Genomic DNA, 17,567 nt, shown 5'->3' with positions numbered 1-17,567 from the left:
GACATAGTGTGGGGGGATGGCCGAGATGCTCCCCGAGCCCGTGCCCGCCGACACGCCGGAGAACCCCGCCGTTCCCGCCCGCCCCGTCGAACCCGCCCCGTCGGAGTCCGCCGTGCGCCGCGCCCTGCGCCGGGCGCGCGACGGCGCCGTGCTGGACGTGACCGAGGCGGCGGTCCTCCTGGCCGCGCGCGGCGAGCAGCTCGACGCGTTGCTCGCCGCCGCGTCGACCGTGCGGGACGCCGGCCTGGTCGACGCAGGCCGCCCCGGCGTGGTCACGTACTCGCGGAAGGTCTTCATCCCGCTGACCCGGCTGTGCCGGGACCGCTGCCACTACTGCACCTTCGCGACGGTCCCGCACCGGGTCCCCGCGGCGTTCCTCGAGCGCGACGAGGTGCTGGAGATCGCGCGGGCCGGCGCCGCGCAGGGCTGCAAGGAGGCCCTGTTCACGCTCGGGGACCGGCCCGAGGACCGATGGCCGGCGGCGCGGGAGTGGCTCGACGAGCGCGGCTACGACTCGACCCTGGACTACGTCCGGGCATGTGCGATCGCGGTGCTCGAGGAGACCGGCCTGCTGCCCCACCTCAACCCCGGCGTGCTGTCGTGGGAGGAGCTCACGCGGCTCAAGCCGGTCGCCCCGTCCATGGGCATGATGCTGGAGACGACGGCGACCCGGCTCTGGTCGGAGAAGGGCGGCCCGCACTACGGCAGCCCGGACAAGGAGCCGGCCGTCCGCCTGCGGGCGCTGACCGATGCCGGACGCGTGGGCGTGCCGTTCACGACCGGCATCCTGATCGGGATCGGGGAGACCCGCGCCGAGCGCGCGGACTCGATCTTCGCGATCCGCTCGGCGGCGCGGGCGCACGGGCACGTCCAGGAAGTCATCGTGCAGAACTTCCGGGCCAAGCCCGACACGGCGATGGCCAACGACCCCGACGCCGACCTCGAGGAGCTCGCCGCGACGATCGCGGTGACCAGGCTGGTGCTGGGCCCGAAGATGCGTGTGCAGGCCCCACCGAACCTGGTCGGCGAGGAGTTCGCCCTGATGCTGCGGGCCGGGATCGACGACTGGGGCGGCGTCTCGCCCGTCACGCCGGACCACGTGAACCCCGAGCGGCCGTGGCCGGTCATCGAGGAGCTCGCGGCGCGCTCGGCCGAGTCGGGCTTCACGCTCCGGGAGCGACTCACGGCCTACCCGAAGTACGTGCTGGCCGGCTCGCCGTGGATCGACACCCGGCTGCACGCGCACGTCGCGGCGCTCGCCGACCCGGAGACCGGGCTGGCGGACGAGCAGGCCGTCGTCGAGGGGCGGCCGTGGCAGGAGCCCGACGGCGGGTTCGAGTCGACCGGCCGCACCGACCTGCACAGCACCATCGACACGACCGGCCGCACGGAGGACCGCCGCGGGGACTTCGCGTCCGTCTACGGCGACTGGGACGAGCTGCGGGACGAGCTCGCGGCCCAGCGTTCCCGCGCGGCGGCATCCGTTCCCGCGCGGCTGACGGGCGACGTCCGTGCGGGGCTGGACCTGGCCGCGTCGAACCCGGCGGGGCTGCTCGACCCGGCCAACGAGGCCGCGGCCATGGCGGTGCTGACCGCCGAGGGCCCGGCGCTGGAGGAGCTGGCCCGGCTCGCCGACGACGTCCGGCGGCAGGTCAACGGCGACGAGGTCACCTACGTCGTCAACCGCAACATCAACTTCTCCAACGTCTGTTACGTCGGCTGCCGGTTCTGCGCCTTCGCGCAGCGCGAGCGCGACGCCGACGCCTACCGGCTCTCCCTGCCCGAGATCGCCTCCCGCGCGGTCGAGGCCGCCCGGGACGGGGCCACGGAGGTGTGCGTGCAGGGCGGGATCGACCCGCAGCTGCCGGTGACCTTCTACGCCGACCTGGTCCGGGCGGTGCGCGAGGCCGTGCCGGGGATGCACGTGCACGCGTTCTCGCCGATGGAGATCGTGTCCGCGGCGTCGAAGGCCGGGGTGTCGATCCGCGAGTGGCTCACCGAGCTGAAGGCCGCCGGGCTCGGGTCCATCCCCGGGACCGCGGCCGAGATCCTCGACGACGAGGTCCGATGGGTCCTCACCAAGGGCAAGCTGCCCGCTGCGCAGTGGATGGAGGTCGTGTCCACGGCGCACGAGCTGGGGATCCCGTCGTCGTCGACGATGATGTACGGGCACGTCGACGAGCCGCGGCACTGGCTGGGGCACCTGCGCACGCTCGCCTCGATCCAGGACCGCACGGGCGGCTTCACCGAGTTCGTCCCGCTACCGTTCGTGCACCACAACGCGCCGATCTACCTGGCCGGGCTCGCCCGGCCCGGGCCCACCGAGCGGGACAACCGCGCGGTGCACGCCTTCGCGCGGCTGGCCCTCCACGGTCGGATCGACCACATCCAGTGCTCCTGGGTGAAGCTCGGCGACGACCTCGCCGCCGACATCCTCCGCGGCGGGGCGGACGACATGGGCGGCACGCTCATGGAGGAGACGATCTCCCGCATGGCCGGTTCCGAGAACGGCTCGGAGCGCTCGGTGGAGGAACTGGCGGCGATCGCCGCGGCCGCCGGGCGCCCGGTGCGCCAGCGGAGCACGACCTACCGCGAGCCCGTCGCGAAGCTGACCCCGGCCGCCCACGCCGGACCGACCCTGCTGCCCCTCACCCCGGCGTAGCCTGACGCTCATGGGTGTCCTCGGCGAGCTGTTCCCCGGTCCGAAGATCTCCGACGAGGCGGGCGAGTCCGGCAACGGCGAGACGTTCCGGCTGGGCCCGATCGACCTCGAGAACGGCGTGGTCCACGTGGTCCGGGCCGGTGGCGCCGAGGACGTGGGGACGGCGGTCGAGGGCGAGCCCGCGGACGCCCCCGCCGACGGGGACGGCGACTAGGAGGCCTCGGGCTCCGCGCGCGGGGCCTCGGCGGCCTCCGGCTCCCGGTCGCTCTGCGGGGCGCCGAGCTGCGGTGCGGCCCCGTGCTGCGAGTGGTCGGCGATCCGCACGGCGTTGCGGCCCGAGTCCTTGGCCCGGTAGAGCGCGCGGTCGGCGATGGCCATGGCCTGCTCGACGGTCGTGCTGGGCGCCGTGGGCACCATCGTGCCGCCCACCGAGATGCTGAGGTTGCGGATCGAGAGCGGCCCGTCCGGCGTGTCGACCGGGACGATCAGCGTGGTCACCCGCTGCCGGATCCGCTCCGCGACGGCGTGCAGCTCCGCGGCCGCGCGGCCCGCCGGGAGACCGGGGAGCAGGACGACGAACTCCTCGCCGCCGAAGCGGCCCACCAGGTCGTCCCCCCGGACCTCGGCGCGCACGGCGTCGGCCACCGCGGCGAGCACGCGGTCGCCCGCGAGGTGGCCGTGGGTGTCGTTGACCTTCTTGAAGTGGTCCAGGTCGAGCACCAGCATCGCGAGGCTGGTGCGCTCCCGCCGGGCCCGGACCATCGCCTCGCCGGCGCGGGCGTTCCAGGCCGTGGCCGTGAGCAGGCCCGTCTTACCGTCCGTGGTCGCGGCGTCGGCCAGCTCGCGGAACATGACCGCTCGCTGCAGCACCAGGATCGGCACGAACGCGAACAGCACGAACCACCAGGACACGGTGAGCGTGAGCGCGAGCATGGCGCCGAGGCAGAGCGTGGCGACCTCGACCGCCACGTCGTCGAGGTGGCCGAACAGGTCCGCGGGCTTGGCGTCGGGGTTGCTCGTGGCCACCGCCAGCGCGATGAGCAGCGAGTTGACCGCGGCGTAGACGAGCGTGGCGCAGGCGAGCGCCGCCAGCCCCGCGACGCCGGCGGACCAGGCCTCCGACCCGCCGGTCCGCTCGACGACCTCCCGCGCGGCGACCGCCGCGAGCAGCACCGTCGACGTGGTGAAGGTGTGCCGGAACAGCGGGAACCGCGCCGGTTTCCACACCCGGAACCACAGGTACGTGTAGATCACCGTGATCGTGGCGCTGGCCAGCGCGGCCGGCAGGAGCAGCGCCGCGGCGAACGTCCAGATCGTGGAGAGGTCGGTGTACGACTTCTCGCCGACCCGGCGGCGGGCGCGCTCGACTCCGGTGGCCACCTCGGTGTGCACGATGCCCGACGCGGCCAGCACGAGCGCGAGAACGGCCGAACCGACGGTGGGCCGAAGGGCGGCCCAGGACAGGGCGACGAGCACCAACGCCAGGGTCTCCACCACGGCGAGCATCGCGATCACCCGAGTGGGCTGGGCCCACACGGCCCAACGGGTGATCCCGCACCTCCGTCGAGGTGACTGCGCCACGAGAGAGTCTCCTGTCCAGCCAAACTGGTGATGTCGGACCCCGAGCGTAGTCAAACGATCACTCGATCCGGATGCCCCGAAACGGTACCGAATCGCGTGTCTCGACTACTCTGGGTGACACACGCTGTGGGCTCGTCGGGCCCGGGCCGGGCGGTGGCGCGCCGCGACGGGGCGTACCCGCCTTCGCCGGCGGTCGTTGCCCGCAGTGTCGGAGCGCACCGGCCGCCGCGGTCCGGGACCGCCGGTCACCGGTTGATCGCCGGAGCGGCGGCGGTCGTTACCGCCGGTCGGTGCGCCGGGGAGGAGGGCGCCGTGCGCGATCGCGCGAGGTGGGACCCGAGCCGTCCCCGCGTGTCGGCTTCCCGGTCCTGCCCCGTGATGAACCGTCCCCTCCGTCCGTCCGTGACGCCGGGAGGGGCCCCGGGCGCGATCCGGCCTGGTGAGAGCCTCCGACGGGACGTCCGGACCTGCAACCCGAGGAGTCACGATGCGCAACCGCGCCTGGTGAGCAAGAGCACACGAAACGTGAGCAACCCGATCCGACGACGAGCCCGGGGGAGGCCCGACATGCGCAACCGCGCCTGGTGAGCAGCGAGCCCGACGGAGACCTGACCAGCGAGAAGGAGGCCGGACGTGCGTAACCGCGCCTGGTGAGACGGCAACACCGACCGAGACCTGACCAGCGAGAAGGAGCCGGACATGCGTAACCGCGCCTGGTGAGACCGCCCGAGCGAGACCCGACGAGACGAGGAGTTCGAGATGCGCAACCGCGCCTGGTGAGACGGCAAGCTCGACAGAAGCCTGATCAGCGGAAAGGAGACCTGACGTGCGTAACCGCGCCTGGTGAGCAGCGAGCCCGACGGAGACCTGACCAGCGGAGAAGAGACCTGACGTGCGTAACCGCGCCTGGTGAGACGACCCGAGCGAGACCCGACGAGACGAGGAGTGCGAGATGCGCAACCGCGCCTGGTGAGCAGCAGTTCCGACCCAGACCCGACGACCGACGAGGAGGCCCGACGTGCGTAACCGCGCCTGGTGAGAGCAGCAGTTCCGACCCAGACCCGACGACCGACGAGGAGGCCCAAATTGCGTAACCGCGCCTGGTGAGACGGCAAGCCCGACAGAAGCCTGACCAGCGGAAAGGAGGCCGGAGATGCGTAACCGCGCCTGGTGAGACGACCCGACCGAGACCCGACGAGACGAGGAATCCGAGATGCGCAACCGCGCCTGGTGAGCAGCAGTTCCGACCCAGACCCGACGACCGACGAGGAGGCCCGACGTGCGTAACCGCGCCTGGTGAGACGGCAAGCCCGACGGAGACCTGACCAGCGAGAAGGAGGCCGGACATGCGCAACCGCGCCTGGTGAGAACTCCCCGACCCCGCCCGACCACGACCCGAGGAGCCGACGTGCGCAACCGCGCCTGGTGAGAGCAGCAGTTCCGACCGAGACCCGACGAGCGACGAGGAGGCGCGAGATGCGCAACCGCGCCTGGTGAGACGGCAAGCCCGACGGAGACCTGACCAGCGAGAAAGAGGCCTGACATGCGCAACCGCGCCTGGTGAGAACCGCACCCGACAGCGACCCGACCAGCGAGGAGGAGACCGCAGATGCGCAACCGCGCCTGGTGAGACCCACCCACACAGCCCCGCACCGACCCACGGAAGGACCGGCCCCGTGCGTAACCGCGCCTGGTGACCCAGCACCTCACGGACCAGCACCTCACGGACCAGCACCTCACAGACCCCTTCGCAGCCCGCTCCCGAAGCCCCCGTCGAGACCCCTGAACCCGCCGGCCCGCGCCGCCCGCTCCCACTTCCGGGAGGCGCTCGGAGGCCGGCTCCGCACACCCGTCCGCGTGGAAAGGGGTGCGCGGTCCGACGTCCTGGAGCAGGCTGAGGCGACCGGTCACCGCCGAACGACGACCGCCCGCCGAGCGATCCGCCGGGACTCTCCGGCTCCGGCCGCTCACGTTCAGTATCGATCTACGGGCCCGGTGGACCGGGCGGTACGGGCGGCAGCCACCTCGGGGGGATCGTGCGTCGGAGAGCCACGCGACCGAGCGTGTTCCGCAGTGCGGAGTTCCGCGCCCTCTGGGCGGCGGAGCTCGTGTCGATCTGCGGCGACCAGCTCGCGCGCGTCGCGTTCTCCGTCCTCGTCTACGGCCGCACCGGCTCCGCGGCCTGGGCCGCCGGCGTCTATGCGCTGACCTTCCTGCCGGCCCTGCTCGGGGGTGTGCTGCTCGGCTGGGTGGCAGACCGCTTCCGCCGCCGCGAGGTCATGGTGCTGGCGGACGTCGCCCGCGCGCTGCTCGTCGTGCCCCTGGCGGTCCCCGGGATCCCGCTCGCGCTGCTCTGTCCGCTGCTGGTCCTGGTCGTGGTGCTGGCCTCGCCGCACACCGCGGCCCAGGGTGCGCTCCTGCCCGAGGTGCTCGACGGCGAGGAGCTGCTGGAACGCGGCTTCGCCGTCCGGCAGATCACGAACCAGACCGCACAGATCGCAGGGTTCGCCGTCGGTGGCGCGCTGCTGGTGCTGATCAGCCCGAGCGTCGCGATCCTGCTGAACTCCGGGACCTTCCTGCTCTCGGCGCTGTTCGTGCGCTTCGGCGTCCGCAGGCGCCCCGCGCCGGCCCCGGCGACCGACGGTGCCGGGCCCGCCGCGTTGTCGTGGCTCGCCGACATCCGCGAGGGCGCCCGCACCGTCTTCGCGCACTCCCGGCTGCGCATGCTGGCCCTGGCCGTCTGGCTGGTCGGCGGCTACGTCGCACCCGAGGCCCTGGCCGTCCCCCTGGCCGCCGAGCTGGGTGCCGGTCCGTGGGCGGTCGGGCTGCTCATGGCGGCCGACCCGGCAGGCAGCGTGCTGGGGGCGCTCGTGATCAGCCGCTGGGTGCCCGAGCGGCTGCGGGAGCGGGCGATCCTGCCCTGCACCGCGCTGGCCGGCCTCCCCCTCGTGGCCTCGATGTTCGTGTCGCACGTGGCGGCCGTCGTGGTGCTGTGGGCGGTCACCGGCGCCCTGTGCACCGCGGCGCTCGTCCCCGCCCAGGCCGTGTTCGTCCGCACGACACCCGACGAGGTGCGCGGCCGGGCCACGGGTCTGGCGGCGTCGGGCCTGATCGCGGCGCAGGGGGTCGCGATCCTGGTGTGCGGGCTGCTGGCCGAGCGGTGGGGCGCGCCCCTGGCCGTGGGGATCTGCGGGGCGGCGGGCGCGCTGCTCGCGACCGCGCTGATGCTCACCCGCGGGGCGCGCGCCGAGCGTGCGCCGCACCGCGTGCGCGCGGCGCAGGAGGGGTAGGGGACACGACCCCCGGGGGTGCGGGCGGCCGGGGCCCGCACCCCACTCGGTCGTTCACCAAGAGCGGTTGCGCTTCACGGTGATCTCCCCTGGGCGTGTCGACGAGCGCCCTCGATTCTCGACCTCGCCGGGTCCACCTGCGGGTGAAATGCGGTGACCGCTCCGTCGCTCAGCGTGCGTCCGCGCTGGTCCGCGTTGGTCCGACAGGGTCGGTTCCACCTGTCACCAGAGCGGACGGCGGGGTGACCGCGCGCCCTCGGCGGCGGCCGCCCCGCCTACTCGACCCCCCTGGTCGTCGGGCTCGTCGGGCGGGATCCCGCACTTCGATCGACAGAGCCAGCACGACGCTACGATCGGGCCCACCAACCGGTCAAGGGAGAAACCCGGCCGAGGGAGAAGCCGTCACCGACTCGACCGCCACCCGGGAGCCGGTCGCGCCCACTCCGGGCGCGCCGGTCGCGTCGGCGACCTCTCGGCCCCCGGCGGGCGGGCCCGGCCGGGCCGCGCCCACGCCGCTCGACCTGGCCACCGCCCTCCTCGCCGACACCTGGACGCTGCTGATCCTGCAGCGGGCGCTGCTCGGCGTGCGACGGTACGGCGGGTGGAAGCGCACTCTCGGCATCTCGGACGCATCGCTGTCCAGCCGGCTCCGCGCCCTCACCGACGCCGGCCTGCTCGAGACCCGCCCCTACCGCGAGGGCGGCCGATCCCGGCACGAGTACCGGCTGACGGCCTCGGGCCGCGACACCTGGGCGCTGCTCACCGCGATCTGGCTGTGGGAGCGGGCGTGGGTACCGCGCGAGGTGCCGCTGCCGGACCCCGTGCACACCGGCTGCGGTGCCGTCACCGACCTGCTCGTGACCTGCGCGCACTGCGACCTGCCGGCGGGGCTCGACGACCTGGACCTCGACCCGGGGGCCCGGGTCCCGATCGTCGGGCCGCCCGGTGCGCGGCTGCACCCCCGCCGCAGCCGCGCCAGCCTGCCGGCGGATAGGCTGTCGGCCTTCCCCGGGGCGATGGAGATCGTCGGCGACCGCTGGGGCGCCGCGGTGCTCTCCGCCGCGCTCGTCGGGGTCCGGACCTTCTCCGCCTTCGAGCGCGCCCTCGGCGTCTCGCCCGACGTCCTGGCCGACCGGCTGCGCCGGTTCCGCGCGCTGGGCGTCCTCGCCCAGGACCCGGACGGCTACCGCCCGACCGCGCGCGGCCGCGCCACCTTCCCGATCCTGACCTGCCTCGCCGACTGGGGCCGTCGGTGGCTGGCGGCCGAGGGTCGGCCCGCGGCGTACGAGGGCGTGCACCGGGCGTGCGGGCGGCCCTTCCGCCCGCGGCTGCGCTGCCGCGGGTGCCGGGAGGAGCTGGCGTTCGGGACCGTCGTGCCCGCGGACCTCGTGCCCGGTGGCGGGCGTAACCGGGTCGACGGCGGTTGAGAGACTGGTCCCATGACCGGGACCGACACGACCGCGCGACGTCCCCGGGTGCTCTCCGGGATCCAGCCGACCGCCGACTCCTTCCACCTCGGGAACTACCTCGGCGCCGTGCGGCAGTGGGTCGCCCTGCAGGACGATCACGACGCCTTCTACTTCATCCCGGACCTGCACGCGATCACCGTCGACCACGACCCGGCGACGCTGGCTGCGCGCACCCGCAACGCCGCCGCGCAGCTGCTCGCGCTCGGTCTCGACCCGGATCTCTGCACGATCTTCGTGCAGTCCCACCTGCCCCAGCACTCCCAGCTGACGTGGGTCCTCGACTGCTACACCGGGTTCGGCGAGGCCTCCCGGATGACGCAGTTCAAGGACAAGGCCGCGAAGCAGGGCACCGACCGCGCCACGGTCGGGCTGTTCAGCTACCCGGTCCTGATGGCGGCGGACATCCTCCTCTACCAGGCCGACCGCGTCCCGGTGGGCGAGGACCAGCGCCAGCACCTGGAGCTGACCCGCAACCTCGCGCAGCGCTTCAACCAGCGCTTCGGTGAGACGTTCACGGTGCCGGAGCCGTTCATCCCGGCCGGCGCGGCGAAGATCCAGGACCTGCAGGACCCGACGGTCAAGATGAGCAAGTCGGCGTCGACGCCCGGCGGGATCGTCGAGCTGCTCGACGACCCCAAGCGGATCGCCAAGAAGATCCGCTCGGCCGTCACGGACAACGAGCGGGAGATCCGCTACGACCCGGAGGCGAAGCCGGGCATCGCGAACCTGCTGACCATCTACTCGGCGCTGACCGACCGCAAGGTCGCCGAGATCGAGGCGGAGTACGCGGGCAAGGGCTACGGCGACCTCAAGAAGGACCTCGCGGAGGTCGTCGCGGATTTCGTTGCTCCGCTGCGCGAACGGGTACAGCAGTACCTGGGGGACCCCGCCGAGCTCGATCGGGTGCTCGCCCGGGGAGCCACCCGGGCGGGTGAGGTCGCCGGCGCGACGCTGGCGGCCGTTCACGAGAAGATCGGGTTCCTGCCGCCGACGAGCTGATGGGGTGAGGGCGTGGCCGGGCCGACGACGGACGAGAAGACCCGCGTGAGCGCGGCCGACGACGGGGCGAAGGGCGCCGACGACGGCCCGACCGCGATCGAGAAGGCCCGGGAGCGCATGCCCTGGCTCGACCACCTGATGCGGGCGGGGACGCGCTACACGGAGCGGCACGGGGACCACTACGCCGCGGCCATCACCTACTTCAGCGTGCTGGCGCTGGTGCCGATCCTGATGGTCGCGTTCGCGATCGCCGGGTTCGTGCTGCAGCGCCAGCCCGAGCTGCTGCAGCAGATCCAGGACGGCATCACCCAGCAGGTGCCCGGCCAGCTCGGCGACACGATCAACCAGGTCATCGACCAGGCGATCAGCTCCGCCGGCGCGGTCGGGATCCTCGGCCTCCTCGGTGCGCTCTACTCCGGCATCGGGTGGATGGGCAACCTGCGCGAGGCTCTGTCCGAGCAGTGGGCGCAGCCGCCGGAGACGCCGAACGTCGTCAAGAAGACGCTGTTCGACCTCCTCGCGCTGGTCGGCCTCGGCCTGGCGCTGGTGCTGTCGTTCGCGGTGTCGGCGGCGGGCAGCGCGTTCGGCAGGCTGCTGCTCGACCTCGTCGGCCTCGGCGACCAGGGCTGGGCCCGGTTCCTGCTCGGGGTCTTCACCGTGCTGCTCGGCCTCGCCGCGAACTGGCTGGTCTTCCTGTGGGTGATCGCCCGGCTGCCGCGGGCGCCCGTCGCCGTGAAGAGCGCGATGCGCGCGGCCGTGATCGGCGCGGTCGGCTTCGAGGTCCTGAAGCAGATCATGACGATCTACCTGGCGTCGGTCACCCAGTCGCCGGCCGGCGTCGCCTTCGGCCCGATCATCGGTCTGCTGGTCTTCGCGTTCTTCATCTCGCGGTTCATCCTCTTCGTCACCGCCTGGGCGGCCACGGCCAAGGAGAACGAGCAGGAGGAGCCGGTCGAGGTGCCGGCGCCGGCGGTGATCCGGCCCGAGGTCGTCGTGCGGTCCGGCCCGAGCCCCGCCGCCGCCGCCGGCCTGCTCGGCGCCGGCGCGGTCGGCGGGCTCCTCGGCCTGCGCGCGCTCCGTCCCCGCCGCTGACCCGTGCGCGCCGACTGCCCCTAGAAGGGCAGCTGCCGCTCACGACCCCGGGTGACCTGCGCGAACCCGGTCAGCCACGACGTCGTCGGGCCAGGACGATCCCCGCCCCCGCGATGAGCACCAGCGCCACGGTGGCCGCCACGGCCCAGGCCCGGACCGGGTGCGTCGCGGGCGCCGGCGCGATGGCCACCGGGGCCGGAGCGGGGGCCGGGGCCGCGGTCGGCTCGACGGGCCGGGCGTCGACGACCGTGCCGACCGAAGCCGTCGGCGGCAGCCCGAAACCGTAGTCGAGCAGGGCCCCCGCCTGCGCCGTCATCCGCACGGGATGCTGCTCGGCACGCACGAGCGCGACCACCAGCCGCCGGCCGTTCCGCTCGGCGGCGCCGACGAAGGTGTGCCGGGCGGCGTCGGTGAAGCCGGTCTTGCCCGCGAAGGCGCCGGGGTAGGTGTGGAGCAGCGGGTCGTCGTTGGCCAGCATGAAGCCGGGCCGGTCGGCGAAGCCGGGGAAGGGCACGGTCGGGGTCGCGAGGGTCTCGCGCACCAGCGGGTCCCGCAGCGCCGCCCGGAAGAGGACGGCCAGGTCGTAGGCCGAGGTGGACATGCCCGGCCCGTCGAGGCCCGACGGCGTGGCGGGGCGGGTGTCGAGCGCCCCGAGCTCCTCGGCGCGGGTCTGCATCGCCTGCAGGGTCGCCGGGACGCCGCCCATCGTCCGGGCCAGGGCCATCGCGGTGTCGTTGCCCGAGTTCAGCAGCAGCCCGGCCAGCAGCTGCCGGACGCTGTAGTGGCCGCCGGGGCCGATGCCGGCCTTGCTGCCGTCGACCTGGACGTCCTCGGGTGCGACGACGACGTCGGCATCCGGGTCGAGCTGCTCGCGCACGACCAGCGTGGTGAGGATCTTCAGCGTCGACGCCGGCCGTTGCCGCCCGTGCGGGTCGTGCGCGGCGAGGAGGGCGCCGGAGTCGAGGTCGGCGACCACCCAGCCCGCGGCGCTGACGGCGGGCGGCGGGGCGGCGCCGTCGGGCAGGACGTCCCCGCACCCACCGAGCCGCGCCCCGCCGACGGGCTGCTGCGGGACCGCGACCGGGGCCATCGCGACCGTCTCCTCGCGGGCCGGCGGCCCGGGCGGCGCCTCGTGACCGGGGCAGACGCCGGCAGGGGCCGGCGCGGCGAGCGCGGGCGGCTGGGCGGGAGTGGTGTACGGGGCGGCGTTCGCGGAGGGCGCGACCAGGGGCAGCGACACGATCGCGGCAACCAGCGCTCCGACCGTCGACCGCCCCCACACCCGCACGATCGCGACCCTACGGCCGGACTGCCCGCACGCCCATCGGCCGTTCGGCCTGCACGTGGTCAGCGGTAGCCGTGACCGCACACGGGTGCGTCAGCGCGTCTCCAGCTCCGCCTTCATCCGCTCGAGCGTCCGCGTCATGCCGTCGACCATCATCCCCTCGCGGTCGCGGCCGAGCAGGCCCGTGCCCGCGAACAGCTTCGCCGGGACCGCGAGGGCGCCGGTGCGCTCGCGCCACTCGGACAGCTGCGTGCCGCCCTCGATCGGCTCGATCCGGAAGCCCCAGGTCATCGCGCTCTCCAGGACCGTGAACGCGAACGCCTTGCCCGGAACGCTCTCGATCACGCGGCAGTGCGTACGCCAGCGGATCCGCCCGTGCCGGTTGAACCCGACGAACCGCGCCCCGACGACCGGGCCGGTCGCGCCGCCGCGCCACGCCCCGCCGGTGCACTCCGGGCTCCACTCGCCCATGCGCGTGATGTCGCTGGCCAGGGCCCAGACCTCGTCGGGGGTCGCGTTCACGACGACGCTCGTCTCGTCCACGATCACATCCTGCACGGCGTCCGGCAGGATCGATCGGGTGACCGTGCATGACCAGGGCTGGAAGCGGCTGCGGGCGGCCGCCGTCGAGGCGGCGGCCGCCGCGTACGCGCCCTACTCCGGCCTGCACGTCGGCGCGGCCGCCCTGTGCGACGACGGCCGCGTGGTGACCGGCTGCAACGTCGAGAACGCGTCGTACGGCCTCACCCTGTGCGCCGAGTGCACCCTCGCCGGACAGCTGCGGATCACCGGCGGCGGACGGTTCGTCGCGGTCGCCGTGCGCTCGGGGACGGGGGACCTGCTCATGCCGTGCGGACGGTGCCGGCAGGTGCTGTTCGAGCTGGGTGGTCCGGAGTGCACGCTCGACACCCCGCGCGGCGTCCGCACCCTCGCCGAGGTCCTGCCCGACGCCTTCACCCTGTGAGTGCCCACTGCCCCTGTAGCGGCAGTTGCCGCTCACGACCCCAGCTGACCAGGGAGGACGCGCGTGACCCACTCCGCCGTCGACGTCATCGCCGCCAAGCGGGACGGCCGCCGCCTCACCGACGCGCAGATCGACTGGGTCGTCGCCGCCTACACCCGCGGCGAGGTCGCGGACGAGCAGATGTCCGCCCTCGCCATGGCGATCCTGCTCAACGGCATGGACGACGCCGAGACGGCCCGCTGGACCCTCGCCATGATCGAGTCCGGGGAGCGGCTGGCGCTGCCGGACGTCGGCCGCCCGCTGGTCGACAAGCACTCCACCGGCGGGGTGGGGGACAAGCTCACCCTCCCGCTCGCGCCCCTGGTCGCGGCGTGTGGCGCCGCCGTCCCGCAGCTGTCCGGGCGCGGGCTCGGCCACACCGGCGGCACCCTCGACAAGCTGGAGGCGATCCCGGGCTGGCGGGCCGAGCTGTCGACCGGGGAGATCGCGGCCCAGCTCGCCGAGGTCGGCGCCGTCGTCTGCGCGACCACGCCCGCGCTCGCCCCGGCCGACCGCAAGCTCTACGCCCTGCGCGACGTCACCGGCACCGTGCCGTCGATCCCGCTCATCGCCAGCTCGATCATGAGCAAGAAGATCGCCGAGGGGACCGACGGGCTGGTCCTCGACGTCAAGGTGGGCAGCGGCGCCTTCATGCGGACCCGCGACGCCGCGGAGGAGCTCGCGCGGCGGATGGTCGCGATCGGCGCGGCCGAGGGCCTGCCGACGCGGGCGCTGCTGACCGACATGTCCGTGCCGCTGGGGCGCGCGGTCGGCAACGCGCTCGAGGTCGCCGAGTCGGTCGAGGTCCTGCGCGGCGGCGGGCCGCCCGACGTCGTGGAGCTCACCCTGGCCCTCGCCCGCGCCATGCTCGGGCTCGCCGGGATCGACGCGGACCCGGCGGAGGTCCTGGCGTCGGGCCGGGCGTTCGAGGTCTGGGAGCGGATGATCGCCGCGCAGGGCGGGGACCCGGGCGTCCCGCTCCCGACGGCCGCGCACGTCGAGACCGTCGTCGCACCGGCCTCCGGCGTCCTGACCAGGCTCGACGCGCTGGCGATCGGCACGGCGGCCTGGCGGCTCGGGGCGGGCCGGGCACGCAAGGAACACCCGGTCCAGGCCGCGGCGGGGGTGCGCCTGCTGGCCGGGATCGGCGACGAGGTGCGGGCCGGCGAACCGCTGCTCGAGCTGCACACCGACACCCCCGACGCGGTACCCGGTGCGCGGGCCGCGCTCGACGACGGCCTCGCGATCGGGGACGAACCGGCCGAGCGGGGCCCGCTGCTGCTCGACGAGGTCCGCGCCTGAGACCGTTTCCGCAGCTCATCCGCGCTTCCGCGGCGCGGCGCGCCCGGGCGGGCCCGCCAGGAGGGATCGCGGTCCGTCGGGCACCATGGAAGGGATGCGCGAGTACCGGAGCCCCAGCACGCCGGCTGGTCCCCGGCCCGAGGACCTGCCCGGGCCGGCTCCGGCGCGCGCGGACGACGCGGAGGACCCCGAGCGGGAGGCGCCGAGCGCGGACCGGTCTCCCGCCCCCGGCCCTGCCGCCCCGAACGGCCGCCGCGTGGACGACCCGCAGCAGGACCGGCCCGACGACCCGGCGCGGCCCGCGGTGGGATGGTTCGACAGCCGTCGCCTCGACGAGCCGGATCGCGGCTCGGGGCAGCATCCCGGTGCACCTGCGGCGGGACCCGGTCCGGGCGCCGCGCACCCCGGCCCGGGCCACCCTGCTCCCGGCCGGCCCGACGGGCCGCCCAGCTCGGGTCGCCCGGGTGCGAGCCGGTCCGGTCCGCCGCGACCGGCTCCCGAAGGCCCGCCGCTCCGCCCGGCCCAACCCGGTCCGGACCAGTCGCGCACCGCTCAGCCGGGCCCCGACCAGGCCGCCGTCACCCAGCCCGCTCCGACCCGGCCCGGCCCGACGCCCCAGCCCGGTGCCGCTCAGCCCGCTCCGCCCCAGCCCGGACCCACCCAGCCCGGACCCACCCAGCCCGGACCCATTCAGCCCGGACCCACCCAGCCCGGACCCACCCAGCCCGGCCCTGCCCGACCCGGGTCGGAACAGCGGCGCGCAGCCCACCCCGGCGCACCCACGACGGGCCCCGACCGCCCGTCAGACCCTCCGCCCGCGCCGTGGCCCACCGCGCGGGAGCGGGCGGCGAGGCAGGACGCCCGGGTCACCGGCCGCCCGGGACCGCATCCCCCGAACCAGCCCCCGCCCGACCCGCGCCACCCCGGCCCCTCGCCTCGCCCGTCGGGCCCCGGCCCCTGGCCGAACCCGCCCGACCCCGAGGCGACGGCCCCGGTGCACGGCGGGCCCGCGGCGGACCGCCCCCGTCCGGGCGCCGTGACCCGCGGGCCGCAACGCCGGCCCGTCCCGCCGCCGTGGCAGCGCGTGCCGGGCGGCAACTTCGACGACCCCACCGAGCTGATGGCCCCGCTCGACCGGCCGACCGACGTGATCGCGCCCGTCGACGGCCGGGACGGCGGGGCGAAGGCGCAGCCCGGCCCGCCCAAGGGCCAGTCGCTCGCCCGGTCGAGCTCGATGATGGCCGTCGCGAACCTGGCGAGCCGGGTCACCGGCTTCCTGCGCCAGATCGCGCTGGCCGCAGTGCTGTCGTTCGGCCTGGTCAACAGCTCCTACACGATCGCGAACACGCTGCCGAACATCGTCTACGAGTTCCTCATCGGCGGCGTCCTGACCAGCGTGATGATCCCGCTGCTGGTCCGCGCCCAGAAGGAGGACGCCGACGGCGGCGAGGCCTACACCCGTCGCCTGGTCACCATGGCCGGCGCCGCCCTGCTCGTGGCGACCCTTGTCGCCATGCTCGCGGCGGGACCCCTGGTGGCCCTCTACATGGGCAGCCAGACCACGGACACGGCGAATCCCGAGCTGGCCACGGCGTTCGCCGTCCTGCTGCTGCCGGAGATCTTCTTCTACGGCATCGGCGCGCTGCTGGGCGCGATCCTGAACAGCAAGGGCAGGTTCGCGGCGTTCGCGTGGGCGCCGGTGCTGAACAACCTCGTCATGTTCGCCGTGCTCGTCGTCTACGTCCTCGTGCCAGGGGAGATCAGCCTCGACCCGGTCCGGATGGGCGACACGAAGCTGCTGGTCCTGGGCATCGGGACGACGCTCGGCATCGCGGTGCAGGCCCTCGTCCTGCTGCCCGCGATCCGTCGGGCCGGGGTGTCGCTGAAGCCGCTGTGGGGCTGGGACCCGCGGCTGTCGTCGGCGGGCGGGCTGGCGCTGTGGGTCGTCGCGTACGTGCTGGTGGGACAGGCGGGTCTGATCGTCACCACCCGGGTCGCGACCGCCTCGGACCCGGGCGCCTACGCGATCTACTCCAACGCCTGGCTGCTCCTCCAGGTCCCGTACGGCGTGCTCGGGGTCTCGCTGCTCACCGCGCTGATGCCCAGGATGAGCCGGGCGGCCGCGGAGAACCGGTTCGACGCGGTCGTCTCCGACCTCTCCCTCGGCAGCAGGCTCTCGACGGTCTTCCTGGTCCCGATCTCGGTGCTGCTGACCTTCTTCGGCACCGAGGTGGGCCTCGCGCTGTTCTCCCTCGGTGCGGGCAACGCGGGCGGTGGCGCCGCCAAGCTGGGCACCGCGCTGGCCTGGTCGGCCTTCGGGCTGCTGCCGTACGCGATCACGCTGCTGCAGCTGCGCGTCTTCTACGCGATGACGGACAGCCGCACCCCGACGCTGATCATGGTCGGGATCGTGGCGGTCAAGATCCCGATGCTGCTGCTCTGCCCGGTGCTGCTGTCCCCGGAGGACGTCGTCCTGGGTCTGGTCGCGGCGAACAGCCTGTCGTTCGTCTTCGGCGCGATCCTGGGGCAGTGGGTGATCGCGCGCCGGCTCGGGCACGTGCGCAGCCGCGAGGTGCTCTCGACGCTCTGGCGGACCCTCGCCGCCTCGGTCGCCGCCGGGCTGGTGGCCTGGCTGGCCGGCCGCGCGATCCAGGCTGCCGTGGGCAGCGGGTCGGCCGGCACGGCCTGGCTGGTGCTGGCCGTGGCGCTGGCGGTGGCGACACCGATCCTGCTGGTCGGGATGAAGCTGCTGAAGCTCACCGAGCTCGATCCGCTCTGGCGCCGTCTCCCCGCCCGCCTGCGACGCTGACCCGTTCCCGACGAGCACGAACGGCGCTCTCGCTCATCAGGTATGAGCGGGAGCGCCGGTAGCGCCCCGAGGGCG

General features: G+C 74.4%; 12 protein-coding genes. 9 read left to right on the top strand and 3 right to left on the bottom strand.

The features are described 5' to 3' along the window. Positions 1-25: 25 nt before the first annotated feature. Together AB0B41_RS32875 and AB0B41_RS32870 are read left to right on the top strand one after the other, a co-directional pair. On the top strand, positions 26-2,662 hold the full coding sequence (locus AB0B41_RS32875; RefSeq protein ID WP_358210316.1) for a bifunctional FO biosynthesis protein CofGH: 2,637 nt from the start codon (positions 26-28) through the stop codon (positions 2,660-2,662). Between the two features lie 10 nt (positions 2,663-2,672). Further along, positions 2,673-2,876 carry a hypothetical protein gene (locus AB0B41_RS32870; RefSeq protein WP_037046355.1) on the top strand — a complete coding sequence of 68 codons (204 nt, stop codon included), beginning with the start codon at positions 2,673-2,675 and terminating at the stop codon, positions 2,874-2,876. Here AB0B41_RS32870 and AB0B41_RS32865 read toward each other — a convergent pair. Further along, positions 2,873-4,168 (bottom strand): GGDEF domain-containing protein, encoded by a 1,296-nt coding sequence (locus AB0B41_RS32865; RefSeq protein WP_358210314.1) that lies wholly within the window; start codon positions 4,166-4,168, stop codon positions 2,873-2,875. The two genes, AB0B41_RS32870 and AB0B41_RS32865, sit on opposite strands and share 4 nt — an antisense overlap. Positions 4,169-6,306: 2,138 nt before the next feature. Here AB0B41_RS32865 and AB0B41_RS32860 point away from each other — a divergent pair. The 4 genes from AB0B41_RS32860 (at position 6,307) to yhjD (ending at position 11,093) form a co-directional block, all read left to right on the top strand. Then, a complete protein-coding gene (locus AB0B41_RS32860) occupies positions 6,307-7,533 on the top strand; it encodes an MFS transporter (RefSeq protein ID WP_358210288.1) in 1,227 nt (408 codons plus the stop codon). 95 nt (positions 7,534-7,628) lie between these two features. Beyond that, positions 7,629-8,960, top strand: coding sequence for a helix-turn-helix domain-containing protein (locus tag AB0B41_RS32855; protein ID WP_358210286.1), 1,332 nt, complete (start codon positions 7,629-7,631; stop codon positions 8,958-8,960). Positions 8,961-8,972: 12 nt separating this feature from the next. Further along, positions 8,973-10,001 carry a tryptophan--tRNA ligase gene (gene trpS / locus AB0B41_RS32850; RefSeq protein WP_358210284.1) on the top strand — a complete coding sequence of 343 codons (1,029 nt, stop codon included), beginning with the start codon at positions 8,973-8,975 and terminating at the stop codon, positions 9,999-10,001. Positions 10,002-10,118: 117 nt separating this feature from the next. Further along, the gene (gene yhjD, locus AB0B41_RS32845) at positions 10,119-11,093 is read left to right on the top strand and encodes an inner membrane protein YhjD (RefSeq protein WP_358210313.1); all 975 of its coding nucleotides are present in this window, start codon (positions 10,119-10,121) and stop codon (positions 11,091-11,093) included. Positions 11,094-11,163: 70 nt separating this feature from the next. Here yhjD and AB0B41_RS32840 read toward each other — a convergent pair whose 3' ends face one another. Then, positions 11,164-12,381: a serine hydrolase gene (locus AB0B41_RS32840; RefSeq protein ID WP_358210282.1), complete on the bottom strand. Its 1,218-nt coding sequence runs from the start codon at positions 12,379-12,381 to the stop codon at positions 11,164-11,166. 90 nt (positions 12,382-12,471) lie between these two features. Next, on the bottom strand, positions 12,472-12,921 hold the full coding sequence (locus AB0B41_RS32835; protein WP_358210280.1) for an SRPBCC family protein: 450 nt from the start codon (positions 12,919-12,921) through the stop codon (positions 12,472-12,474). 43 nt (positions 12,922-12,964) lie between these two features. Here AB0B41_RS32835 and AB0B41_RS32830 point away from each other — a divergent pair, with 43 nt between their 5' ends. From AB0B41_RS32830 to murJ, 3 genes are all read left to right on the top strand, one after another. Continuing rightward, positions 12,965-13,342, top strand: a complete 378-nt coding sequence (locus tag AB0B41_RS32830; RefSeq protein WP_358210311.1) for a cytidine deaminase — start codon at positions 12,965-12,967, stop codon at positions 13,340-13,342. A 63-nt stretch (positions 13,343-13,405) separates the two neighbouring features. Next, positions 13,406-14,683, top strand: coding sequence for a thymidine phosphorylase (locus AB0B41_RS32825; protein ID WP_358210278.1), 1,278 nt, complete (start codon positions 13,406-13,408; stop codon positions 14,681-14,683). Between the two features lie 994 nt (positions 14,684-15,677). Then, positions 15,678-17,492 carry a murein biosynthesis integral membrane protein MurJ gene (gene murJ, locus AB0B41_RS32820; RefSeq protein WP_358210276.1) on the top strand — a complete coding sequence of 605 codons (1,815 nt, stop codon included), beginning with the start codon at positions 15,678-15,680 and terminating at the stop codon, positions 17,490-17,492. Positions 17,493-17,567 lie beyond the last annotated feature (75 nt).

The organism is Pseudonocardia sp. NPDC049154, assembly GCF_040648315.1.
Classification (GTDB): Bacteria; Actinomycetota; Actinomycetes; order Mycobacteriales; family Pseudonocardiaceae; genus Pseudonocardia.
Note: the sequence above shows the minus strand (reverse complement) of the source record. Positions and strands in the feature narration are given on the sequence as shown.

Excerpts from the sequence above, each read along its gene's own strand:
- AB0B41_RS32875 (WP_358210316.1), top strand. The coding sequence starts at position 26 with ATGCTCCCCGAGCCCGTGCCCGCCGACACGCCGGAGAACCCCGCCGTT.
- AB0B41_RS32870 (WP_037046355.1), top strand. The coding sequence starts at position 2,673 with ATGGGTGTCCTCGGCGAGCTGTTCCCCGGTCCGAAGATCTCCGACGAG.
- AB0B41_RS32865 (WP_358210314.1), bottom strand. The coding sequence starts at position 4,168 with ATGCTCGCCGTGGTGGAGACCCTGGCGTTGGTGCTCGTCGCCCTGTCC.
- trpS (WP_358210284.1), top strand. The coding sequence starts at position 8,973 with ATGACCGGGACCGACACGACCGCGCGACGTCCCCGGGTGCTCTCCGGG.
- yhjD (WP_358210313.1), top strand. The coding sequence starts at position 10,119 with ATGCCCTGGCTCGACCACCTGATGCGGGCGGGGACGCGCTACACGGAG.